This window comes from Clostridium sp., from assembly GCF_051650885.1.
Lineage (GTDB): Bacteria > Bacillota > Clostridia > Clostridiales > Clostridiaceae > Clostridium.
Map to the genome: position 1 here is coordinate 1 of NZ_JBOFRG010000311.1, position 12066 is coordinate 12066.

Genomic DNA, 12066 nt, shown 5'->3' on the forward strand with positions numbered 1-12066 from the left:
GTAGTACTTTTTCATATATTTCAAAAAAATTATTTTACTATAACTTTTTTCTCTCCACAGCTAATCTTCTCTATTAATTTACTTTTATGCTTTTTAAACTTTTTTATCATCTATGAATTTTCCATTATATGCTTTAATAATTTCTTTGGCGATGGATTAGTAAAATTTTTAGAATTTAATAATTTGACTAATTCTTTTGTTGAAATCCATTTAAAGTCGATAGTTTCTCCTTTTTGCAATGTAATATCCTTTTTATCAATATTGCAATTGCATAAAAACACCTTATAAAGTGCATTGATTTCTCTATTAATATGGCTATAAATTAGTTTTAAATTTTGTGCTACTATTCCCGTTTCCTCAGTTAGCTCTCTTTTCGCCGCATTTATAAAACTTTCTCCTTTTAAAACACACCCACTTGCACCTGCTTCCCATAAACCTGGAAACTTCATTTTATTCCAATCTCTTTGCATTAATAAATAAGTTCCATCCTTATGACAAATAATAATTACAACTATAGCATGAAATACCCCTTCTTCTATTTTATCTCCTCTAACTAAATCAACTCCAACTTTAATTGCTTTCTCATTATACCCATCCCATAATTCCATAAATATCTCCTTACTATTTATAAATAATTTTACTTCATATCACCATCTATTTTCTTTAATAACCATTTTTCAAAAAATTCCAATTGCTCTTGCGTATGAAAATAATGCTCACTGTCATTCATTACAGTTATATCGCATTTAAATTTTTCTATAAATCTAAATATAATTTTTGGTTCACATAATTCATCTCTTGAACCATATAGTACGCTAGTTAAATTCGCCCATTTTTTAATTGGATTATCTCTCACATAGCAATAGTAATCCCAATATAAATTTTGTCCTATAGGTGTTTTTATGGTTTGCTTATTCTTTAGTTCTCTTTGGCTTACATTAAACTCTTTCATCATATTAGTTATAATTACTTCCATATTTACAACTGGTGAAAGAAATAATGTTTTCTTTATTTTTTCATCTTTATATGCTAATAAGCTAAAATATGCACCCATACTACATGCAAACAAATTAATATTTTTCCATTGTTTTTTTATGTAATTCATAACTAAACTAAGTTCATTCACACACTCTTGCACTTTACATAATTCTTTATCTTTTTTTCGTTCCCCATGCTCTGGCAAGTCAAAACTAATCACTTGATAACCTAATTTTGTAACTTGCTCTGCAAATATAGTTATAACTTCATCTTCTTTATTTGACATATTTCCGTGTATTGCTATAAATACACTATCTGAATTGTTTCCCCATAAAATTGCTGGAATATTTTCTATCTTTAAATACTCTTTTTTCATCATTCCCTCATCTAACCACTTTAACAAAAAAATCTTTGTGATTCTCCTTAATTCTTCATTTTTAATTTTAGCCTTTTAATTATTCACCACTCTATTTTTTCAGTTTTTGTTTTAACATTAAAATTTCATTTTCTTCTAGCCCAATTTTTTTTAGATATTCTTCTACATTGTTGTATTTTTTATGAAACATGTCCAAAAACTGTTCTATATACTCTCTCTTTGGTGTTACAATATCTAAATTTACACTCTCACATCTATTACAATATTCAATTAATTCTTTCTTTAACCTATCCCAAGAAGTTGTGTAATCAATAATAATTTCTTCTCTTCTTGCATCTGCAAGTAATAGTAAAAGGGCTGAAATAACTCCTGTTCTATCCTTACCTACTGCACAATGATAAATTACTCCTTCTTTTGCATTTGCTAAAATCTTCATAACGTTATATATAGATTTCTGTTCATCTATCATATCAAAATATGATATTGGTACAAGTTTTCCACTTTCAGGAACTTTTCCTCCTCCAAATATTTCACAATGATAATAATTAAACTCCTTATGTTTCATAATAGTATAAGGCTTCCTATTAGCTTCATTATCACTCCTTAAATCTATGATAGTTTTAATATTATTTTCCAATAACACATTAATATCCTCTTCTGATAAATTAAGTGGTGCATCACTACGAATAAAAGCTCTTTCTAATGTTTTATCCCCTGAATTTAAAAGATATCCTCCTAAGTCCCTTGTATTCAATGTACTTTTAAGTACCACCTTCCTCATATCTCTCCCTCCAAAATTCTCCTAACTTTAAAGGAACCCCTTGGGATTCCTCCTAATTTTTCATTTTTAATTTCTAATTACTAGTTACTAATTTCTAAAATATCAAATGGTGTATTTTGATAAACACAGTAATTAAGCCAATTACTAAATATTATATTTGCAGTTCCTCTCCATGTAACTGGAAGAGGTTCATCTATTTCATTGTTTTTAAAGTAGTTTTCTGGCATTTTTATGTCTAGGCCTTTTTCTAAGTCTCTTATATACTCATTTCTTAAAGTATCTCTATCGTATTCTAAATGTCCTGTTATAAAAATTTTTCTATATTCTAAATCTCTTACTATAAAAACTCCTGCTTCTTTAGATTCTGATAGTATTTTTAATCTTTTATCTTTTAATATACTTTCTTTAGATACTTCTGTATGTCTTGAGTGTGGTGCATAAAATATATCATCTAAGCCTCTTAAAAGCTTATCGTTTTTTTCTACTTCATAATGACTAAATATTCCAAACTTTTTTTCATTTAAGGATTTTTTCTTTATGTTGTAATGATAATATAGTCCTGCCTGTGCCCCCCAGCAGATATGCAAGGTGGAATATACGTTTTCATTGCTCCACTCCATTATCTCTTTTAATTCATCCCAGTAAGTAACCTCTTCAAATTCCATATGTTCAACTGGTGCTCCTGTTACTATCAGTCCATCAAATTTTTCATTTTTAATATCTTCAAAAGAAGAATAAAACTTATCTAAATGGTCTTTTGATGTATTTTGAGATTTATAGCTTTCTGTTTTTATAAGTCTTATGTCTACTTGTATTGGAGTATTGGATAAATGCCTTAAAATTTGATTTTCAGCTTCTATTTTCATTGGCATTAAGTTTAATACTCCTATTTTTAATGGTCTAATATCTTGATTTTCTGCTCTTTTTTCATTAATTACAAAAATATTTTCTTTAGTTAAAACTTTATATGCTGGTAAATCTCTTGGTATTTTAAGTGGCATAACTTTTCCTCCCTTTTATTATATAAAATCTTTCATATAACATTATAACCATAAATGGATATAAAAGGGAAATTTATTTTTTTACCTTTTTAATGGTATAATATATGTATATAACAAATTTTAACGTAACTTATATTAGGAGGCATTTTATGGATTCTCATTTTTTAATTGGAACCTATACCAAAAAATATAGCAAAGGACTCTACTTTTTAACTATAGATGAAAAAGGCGAGGGCTTTTTTTCTAAAGCTTTCCACCTTAATAACCCAACCTTTCTTCATGTAAAAGATAACCTTATTGCATGCTCTCATGGAGACCATTCTTCAGGGGGAGTTGTTCTTTTTAGACTAGAGGATAATTCTTTAATTCCTTTAGATAAATCTGATGATTTTTCTTGTTCACCATGTTTTATAAATATTTATAAGGATTTTGTTTTAGCTTCAAACTATCATGATGGTTTATTTATTCTTTATAAGATAAATCCTGATTTTTCTTTAAGCTTAGTAAAAAAAATAAACATTCCAAATAGTAACCTTCACTATTCTTCTGTTTATGATAATAAATTATTTTTAGTTGATATGAAAAACTCTACTATTTATATTTATGATTTCAATTCCTTAGAATTAATAGAAACTCTTATTTTAGATAAAAACTCTAAACCTAGACATTTAGTTTTTAAAGACCACTTTATGTATGTTTTAACTGAAGGAAGTAATAATATTATTTTAGTAGATATAAATACTTTTGAAATTTTAAAAGAATATTCACCTCTTGGTGATTCAGAAATTTTTGAAGCTTCAGCTATCCATATTCGTAATGGAATTTTATATACGGCTGAAAGAAAAACAAATACTATTTCTATTTTCAAGATTTTAGAGGATGATACTTTATCATTAATCCAAAACTTTAATCATCCATCTATTAATGTTCCTAGAGATTTTTGGGTTTCTAAAAATAATAGACTTATTTGTTGTAATAGCTTAAAAGATTCACTTTCTATCTTTACTTTAAATAAAGATGGCTCAATTAATAGTTTCTTAAATGAAATACCATTACCTGAGCCTGTTTGCATAAAGGAACTTTAATCGGTTCCTTTCTTTTTATTCTTTTTAATAGTCTTATAAATTAAATATGCTCCTCCAATACCTAAAAGAGCTTGCACTCCTTTTGCTCCTGACGAAAGAACTCCATAGCTTACAAGAACTTCTAAGCCTATTGATGGAATTTTTCCAATACATGTAGCTAAAGTATATCTAAAATCATCTATACTACTTAAGCTTGCAGCAAGCGTTACTATTCCTGATGGTACAAAAGGAATTATCCTTCCTTCTAATATAAGAAATGCACATTTATTTCCACTGCTGTTTTTTATCTTTTCTAAAACCTTATATTTAGAAAATTTTTCTTCTATACCTTTCTTTAATCCTTTTTTATAAACTTTAAAGCTAACATAATTTCCTACTGTTTCCCCAAGTAAAGAAATTAAAAAACCTAAAAACGGACCAAAAAACACTATATTTGCACCAGTTACAAAAACAGAAGGAACAAGCCCTAAAATTGCAATTATAATACTTATAAAAACACTTATTAAAACTGCAATGTCTCTATATTCATTTAATAACTCTATTACCACATTCATATTTATACACCAATACCCTTTTTCTTTTATATTTTATTATAATATTAACTCCTATTTTTTTAAAGAGGTTTCATTTTTTATTTAACTATATATATTTTTTAATATGTTTATATAATTTTAGCCTCTAATGAACTTATTTTGCCAAATTCTATCACTATTCTATTCTTTTTCCCATATTATATTCTATACAAATAATCTATTTAATTTTATGGAGGTTAAATTTTATGGAAAATAAATTAATTTTAAATATCTCTCATATTAACCCTAAAAGTTTAGATGTGGAATTAAGTTCACCTGCATCTGATATAGTATTCAAGTTATACAATGAAAATAGTAGTTTTAAAGTAGCTTTAAATTTAGTTTATAACTCTCTTAATCCATCACTTAAAACTCTAATTATTCCTGAAGATGAAGATATTTCTTCAGATGATGATTTATTAATGTCACCTTATACAAATTATATTTTAAAGGCTTTCAAAGATGATATTTTAGTTGATGAAGAAGTTGTATCTTTTACAGATTTCCCAGCTCCTCTTATCCCTAAAGTAACTTCTTACGGAAATAGACTTATTGAAATTCAATTTGAATATCCTATAAGACATCTTGATGACTCATCTATATTATCATCCATTCCAGTTACTCTTCCAATAGGCTCAATTGAAACTGGTGGATTGCATACAACTTATGCTTGTTCAAATTTCTATGTTAAATATTTTAAGGAAGACCCTAATCAAAGTAATACTCCTGACCCTAAATGGCCTGGATATATTTTACCAAAAGTTTCATTTAAATATGGTACTAATGAAGAAATTACTTTAGCAGAACCATTTACAGTTTCACAATCTGATGATAGTAGAACTCTTTTAATCCAATCTAATATTAGATCTCTTCCTATAGGATTCCACAATTTACAAGTAGCTACAAGTAAAATAGCTGACCATCATTTAACAGGACTTCATTTAGCAGATTTCTATAATAGAGATGTTCCTATTTCTGAAGTTGAATTTGAATTAACTGGTGCTCAATATAGTGCTACTGTTAAAAATGTTTCTATCATAGATCCGCAAACAGTAGAAGTTCAATTTACATCTCCTGTTATAGATATCTCTGGTAAAATCACAGTTGATTCTATTGCATCTGTTATACGTTCTAACCTAAATGAATCAGTTTCACTTTCTAGAAAACCTTCTACTCTTGATACTTTAATTTTTAGAATGGATGGTAATACTTTTATAACTCCAGGACCTAATGCTATAACTGTTTCTGGCATAGTAGATTGTTATGGATTGTTAATTAGTAATTATAAGTATTCTTCTAATTTAGAATTACCAAAGCCTGCTATAATTTCTATTCTTCAAGATAAATCTGTTGAAGATTTATCTCTAACAAGAATTGATTTGACTTTTTCACATTCTATGAGAGCAGGCAATATAAATACACTTGCAAATTATTCTGTTTTTGCTGATGGTAGTTCTACTTTAATCCCTGTTAGTAGCATTATTTTTAATCCTTCTACTCCAACAAAAGCTACTTTAGAATTTGAACCTCAATTAGCTTCAGGTATTTATACTTTAATAGCTAATAATTTAGTAGATATTTATGGTTCTTTATTAGAAAATATACCTTATGACTTTTTAATTGTTGATACTACTAGACCTAAAGTATTAGCGATTCTTGGAACTGAACAAGAAACTCCTAATGATTTAAATGACACCATCTTAATTAAATTTGGAGAAGCTATGGCTAGTAGTGGTGAACATGGTATCAATAAAGGTGTAAACTTTAAATTAGCAGTTGATGGTACAGATTTTGCAACTCTTGAAGATTTTACTCCAACAGTTTTAAAAAATAATTTTTGGACTAGATTTAACTTAAATACAAAGGTAAATTTAACTCTTGCTAACTCATTAATTAAGGTTGGATATGTTGGATTAACTAAAGTTTTCTATGTAACAGATGCTTCTGGTAATATAGTTAACTTATGCGAAGATTATCCAATAACTAAGCTTCTTCCAACTTTAAAACTTGATGGTGGTGTTGCATCTATTACTGATTCTAATAAAATCACTTATACTCTTCCAACATCATTACAATCTGAAGAAGGCTTTGATATTGTTGTTTATAAGGAAGATTTTATTTTTAAAGCTGATGCTTCTGATCCATTAACAATTTCTTCTGTAGTAGTTAGTGATGATTTAAAAACTCTTACATTCACTTTTACTGATGTTGTTTTCTCTAGCGGTGTAGATTATCTTATGAGCTTAAATAAAGTTAATCGTGATATTCTTTCTGAAGATATTTTAAATAGACCAATAGAATTAACCAATCCTATTACAGTTAAAAATAATCTTAGACCTGAAATTGTTTCAATTAGTACTGTATGGGTTGATAATGTAAGTGAACCAAACGAAGCCGTTGTAGCTCTTAAATTATCTAGTCCAATTAATGTTACTCATGTGAATGATTTTATTGTTTATAATGGTGAAGGCTTAAGATTAAATGTTTCTAGAGCAACTATAGTTAATGGACTTACTGGTACCCCATCAACAGAAGGAAGTATTTTAGAGCTTTACTGTAAATCACCAGTTAACACAAATGCTTTGGCAAATGAATTAAAACTTTCTACAACACCAGAAGCTTATAGAATTACTGGATTCCACTCTGCAGATTCTTATGTTAAATTAAAATCTGTTGTAGAATACCCATCATATGAGCTTTACCCTATTTCATCTAATGTAGTTTTAGGTCCTACTTTATTCACATCTAAATTCCAAGTTGAATTTACTGATGCAATCGATGTTTTAGAATCTAAAAATCCAGATGGAACTATTAGTGTAGCTGGTATATTAATGTCAACTGAGGGACCTAGCTCAGTAGATCCTTCTGAAACAGAACCATTTGCAACTCTACGTTTCGATAATATATTTGAACTTCGTAGTAATATAAGAACTTATGAGACTAGTGATAGTAATGTTAGAGATAATGCTATTTTAAATCCTACAGTAGCAGATGAGCCAGATGCTTCTCTTCGTTCTATCTCTAAGGGTGGAAATAATTATGAAATCACTGCACTTCTAACTATTGAAGATAAAACTCTTACTATAGAGTTCTCTAATATTCCACCATCTTCAATTCCTGCTTACTTCAAGAATGAATTTGTATTATTTGAATTACTACCTCTTGGATATAAGCTATTTGGTATTTCTCATAATACTTCATTAAATGAAAGCATTACTGTAAAATTCCCATTTAGATTTGGAAATATCTAATTTTAAAAAATTCACTTAAGAGGGCTAAATTTTAGCCCTCTTTTCTTTTGTCGAATAATGTAACTTTTACAATTCTTTTTCATAATATATATTAAACAATATTTTTGAGGTATAGAATGAGTATTTATTTTTTAATTTTTTCACTTGTTATTGACTCTTTTGCATCAAGTATTGCTTATGGAAGTGAAAATATTACTATTAAGACTTCACGTATAGTTTTAATTAACTTTTTTTCTACTTTAATTTTAGGAATATCAATTTTCTTTGGTTCTTTCTTTGAAGATTTTTTGCCAAATGGGCTTCCTTCGAAAATTAGCTTTTGTATCTTTTTTTCCTTAGGAATTTATAAACTTTTTGAAATATTAATAAAAAAATATTTCAAAAAATATTCTCTTCATAAAGAACCTCTAAGATTTAAACTTTTTGATATGAATTTTGCTCTTAATGTTTACTTAGACGAAAAATGTGCTGATTTTGATAATTCTAAATATATTTCCTTAAGAGAAAGCTTTTACTTAGCCTTAGCTCTTTCATTAGATAGCTTAGCTGTTGGATTTGGGATTGGGCTTTATGACATAAACTTTTTTTCCTTATTATTCTTTTCCTTTATTTTTGGAGTAATTTCCTTTAAGCTTGGAGCTTTTCTTGGAAGAAAGCTTAAAACTAAAAAGAATATTAATCTTTCTTGGCTTTCAGGGCTTATCTTAATTTTGATAGCCTTTACTAAACTTTAGATATTACTCTAAAAAGATAAGCACAGTAGAAAACTCTCTACTATGCTTATCTTTTTATATTACTAATTCTTCTATTTGGATTGTAAACTTGCTACATTCTTTGCATATTATAATGCTTACAATGTAACTGTTATCTACTTCACCTAAAATTTCTAATTTATTAAAAGTTTTTCCTTCATAATCTTTATCAATATTACTAATAACATATTTATTATTCTTAGTATATATGTAAAAGAAGCCTTCCACATATTCACTTATACTTTTCTTTTCTTTGAAATTACTTTCACATTCTTCACATGGACTGCTATAGTAAGCCTTATCAAACTCTAAATTTCCTTCATTTAAAAGTCTTATAGCTTCTTCTAAAGAAAACCCTTCTACTTCATTTTCTTCATCATTAATCATTTCTAGAAAATTCTCTTCATTTAGTGTATATTCTTTTTCATCAAATTTAAATTTGTATTCCATATAAATCCTCTTTTCTTTTTTTCTTATATTATATCATAATTAAGCTCTCTATTTTTCAAACTATTTGAGTAAATATTAAAAATATCATAATATACTTCATTTTTAAGCTTTTTATTTCCATCTGTTATTTTTTCCATAGCTATATTTGTTATTATATCTATTTCTATTTTTTCTAAACTAAATTTTTCATAATTGCTTAATTTATTTATAGTTTTTCCTAAATCTCTAAAGGTAGAAAAACCTAATACGTTTATAATATTATTTAATTTTCTTTCTTTTCTAAATTTCTTCAAATATTCTGTATATAAAAGTCCTTTAGAAAATCCAAGACCTATTTCTTCATGTTCTGCTAAAGTTTCTCCTAATATGTTAAACATACTACGTCCATATCTATCTAAAAGAATTCCTCCAAGTATAGATGCCATAGATAAGTTTTCTCTATCTCTTGCACTTATGTTACCATCTAATAAATTATCTATAGACTCTCCAAATCTTCTAAGCCCTTCAATTGCTATTTTTTCATTTTCTTTGTTTATATCTATATTTAAGTAACCTTCAATTAGGTTGCTTAATGCATTTATACTAGAATTTTGTACATCACTTATATTTATTTTATTTGTGTAGTATGGATCTACTATTGCCATATCTACAGTTTTTTCTATTATTTTAATACCATTTTTACTATAAATATATCCATACTTAGCCGTTTCAGCCCCTGATCCTGAAATTGTTGGAACTGCACATACATTCACATCTTTGTTTAATCCTACATATTTTGCGATATCTAACGTATTTCCCCCTCCAATCCCAATTATATAATCACATTTTTCTTCTTCTAATATCTTTCTTGATGCCTTACAATCCTTGATATGTGCTACTTCCCCTTCTTTTATATAAATAGAAAATTCTTTTTCATTTTTCTTCAAATATTCTACTATATCCTTATAGCCTTGACTATTTTTAGAGGACTTCTTCCCTGTTATTATTAAAGGCTTTTCTCCAAGCTTTAACATTTCTTTCCCGTATTTTTCAATCATCCCTCTTCCATATACAATATTCGTATCTGTTTTTAAATTTAATTTCATCCATTTACCCCTTTCAACTATTGATGCCCTCTATAAAGATTACTTATTCTATACTATTTATACAAAAGCCTTATTATGATAAAATAATATAATCTTTGTAATATAAATATATTTAGGAGGAAAATATGAACACTTTTACAAATTTTGAATATTATAGATTAGTTATGGACTCTTTAGACAAAGGTGTTATATTTATTTCTACAGATTTTAAAATAAAATTTGCTAATACTTTAGCAATAGAACTTTTAAATTGTACAAATAAATCTCTTTTTGACAATTCTATTTTTGATTTATTTAACCATTTAGAAGAAACACTAAAAAACTTCCCTAAAACAAAGGGGAATTTAAAAAACTTTATTCTTTCTTTAAAAAATAAAGAGCTTTCATCAACCCTTAAGCCTTTATTCTCAGAAGATACCTTTGTAGGTTTTTTATTAATTTTAAGAGATATGAAAGACATTATTAAAGAATCTAATAAATATACTCTTTCTGATGCTGCTTATACCTTTGATAGCATAATTGGAGAAAGTACAGCCTTACAAAAAGTTATTAATGATGCTAAAAATATATCTAAAAGCCCTTCTACAGTTTTAATAACTGGAGAAAGTGGTTGTGGTAAAGAACTTTTAGCACAAGCTATACATAATTACAGTGATAGAGCCTTAGAAACCTTTGTAGCTGTAAACTGCGGTGCTATTCCAAAATCATTAATTGAAAGTGAACTTTTTGGATATGAAGAAGGAAGTTTTACAGGGTCTAAAAAAGGTGGAAAACCTGGTAAATTTGAACTTGCTGATGGCGGAACAATCTTTTTAGATGAAATTGGTGAAATGCCACTTGAAATGCAAGTTCATCTCTTAAGAGTTATTCAAGAAGGTGTTATAACAAGAATAGGTGCAAAATCTGAAACTAAAATAAATGTCAGAATAATAGCCGCAACAAATAAAGATTTAAAAGAAGAAATAAAAAAAGGTGCCTTTAGGCAAGACCTATATTACAGATTAAATGTTATACCACTTCATATTCCACCACTTAAAGACAGATTTGGTGATGTGCCTATTTTAATAGACCATTTTTTAAAGGTAAAAAGTGAAAAACTTCATAAACCAGTACCAACTATATCTAATGTTTTATTTAAAAAAATGATATCTTATTGTTGGCCTGGAAATATACGTGAACTTGAAAACTGTGTAGAAAATATAGTAAACCTAAACGGTCAAACAAGTTATGAAATGGACTTCGAGGAATGTACTTGTCTTGAATTCGACAATCTTGGAAATCCAATTTCACAGGAGTGTACAGATAACGCTTGTACTATTTGTAAAAAAGAAATGACCCCATCTACACCTAGAACCTTAATAGAACTAGAAATAGAAGCTATCAAAAATACAATAGTTCACTTCAATGGAAATATGACACAAGCGGCTAAATCCCTTGGAATAAGCCGTAATGCCCTATACAATAAAATTAAAAGATACGGTATTAATTAATAGCGTACTCAAAAGAGGACTTGCATTGCAAGTCCCCCTTTAATTCTAAATTTTTAATTTTAAATTCTTAATTTTCAAGATGTCCCTCAAACTTAGCTTTAGTTTGAAGTCTTCTCTTCCACATATCTTCTGTATCTTTATATCCTCTACCACCTGCTCTATCTTCGCTTGTGTAGGCTTTTTTCATATACATTAAGTCTAATATGTGTATTGCATCTTTTCCTGCAGCTTCCATTGTTCCTCTA

The 12066-nt window shown here is 27.6% G+C and carries 11 protein-coding genes; 4 read left to right on the forward strand and 7 right to left on the reverse strand.

Features of this window, described 5'->3' with window-relative positions:
* Nucleotides 1-110: 110 nt before the first annotated feature.
* The 4 genes from ACRC28_RS14870 to metA all read right to left on the reverse strand — a co-directional run bounded on the left by ACRC28_RS14870 (nt 111) and on the right by metA (nt 3136).
* Nucleotides 111-608, reverse strand: a complete 498-nt coding sequence (locus ACRC28_RS14870; protein ID WP_438544220.1) for an NUDIX hydrolase — start codon at nt 606-608, stop codon at nt 111-113.
* Between the two features lie 29 nt (nt 609-637).
* Nucleotides 638-1354 (reverse strand): alpha/beta hydrolase, encoded by a 717-nt coding sequence (locus tag ACRC28_RS14875; protein WP_438544231.1) that lies wholly within the window; start codon nt 1352-1354, stop codon nt 638-640.
* 91 nt (nt 1355-1445) lie between these two features.
* Complete coding sequence (locus ACRC28_RS14880; protein WP_438544221.1) at nt 1446-2135, reverse strand: tyrosine-protein phosphatase; 690 nt, start codon at nt 2133-2135, stop codon at nt 1446-1448.
* Between the two features lie 80 nt (nt 2136-2215).
* Nucleotides 2216-3136: a homoserine O-acetyltransferase MetA gene (gene metA / locus ACRC28_RS14885; protein ID WP_438544223.1), complete on the reverse strand. Its 921-nt coding sequence runs from the start codon at nt 3134-3136 to the stop codon at nt 2216-2218.
* 149 nt (nt 3137-3285) lie between these two features.
* Between metA and ACRC28_RS14890 the strand changes: the two genes are divergently transcribed.
* Entirely contained in the window at nt 3286-4221 is a 936-nt protein-coding gene (locus tag ACRC28_RS14890; RefSeq protein WP_438544224.1) for a lactonase family protein, read from the forward strand.
* Here the strand turns inward: ACRC28_RS14890 and ACRC28_RS14895 are convergent.
* The gene (locus ACRC28_RS14895) at nt 4218-4775 is read right to left on the reverse strand and encodes a TVP38/TMEM64 family protein (protein WP_438544225.1); all 558 of its coding nucleotides are present in this window, start codon (nt 4773-4775) and stop codon (nt 4218-4220) included. The genes ACRC28_RS14890 and ACRC28_RS14895 overlap by 4 nt on opposite strands.
* A gap of 224 nt (nt 4776-4999) precedes the next feature.
* On the opposite strand from ACRC28_RS14895, the gene ACRC28_RS14900 reads away from it, so the two are divergent.
* Nucleotides 5000-8044 carry a hypothetical protein gene (locus ACRC28_RS14900; protein WP_438544226.1) on the forward strand — a complete coding sequence of 1015 codons (3045 nt, stop codon included), beginning with the start codon at nt 5000-5002 and terminating at the stop codon, nt 8042-8044.
* Between the two features lie 116 nt (nt 8045-8160).
* Complete coding sequence (gene ytaF, locus ACRC28_RS14905; RefSeq protein ID WP_438544227.1) at nt 8161-8778, forward strand: sporulation membrane protein YtaF; 618 nt, start codon at nt 8161-8163, stop codon at nt 8776-8778.
* Nucleotides 8779-8832: 54 nt separating this feature from the next.
* On the opposite strand, the gene ACRC28_RS14910 is transcribed toward ytaF, so the two are convergent.
* Nucleotides 8833-9246, reverse strand: a complete 414-nt coding sequence (locus tag ACRC28_RS14910; RefSeq protein WP_438544228.1) for a DUF3785 family protein — start codon at nt 9244-9246, stop codon at nt 8833-8835.
* 23 nt (nt 9247-9269) lie between these two features.
* A complete protein-coding gene (locus ACRC28_RS14915) occupies nt 9270-10331 on the reverse strand; it encodes an iron-containing alcohol dehydrogenase (protein ID WP_438544229.1) in 1062 nt (353 codons plus the stop codon).
* 125 nt (nt 10332-10456) lie between these two features.
* On the opposite strand from ACRC28_RS14915, the gene ACRC28_RS14920 reads away from it, so the two are divergent.
* Nucleotides 10457-11821 (forward strand): sigma-54 interaction domain-containing protein, encoded by a 1365-nt coding sequence (locus ACRC28_RS14920; RefSeq protein ID WP_438544230.1) that lies wholly within the window; start codon nt 10457-10459, stop codon nt 11819-11821.
* Nucleotides 11822-12066 lie beyond the last annotated feature (245 nt).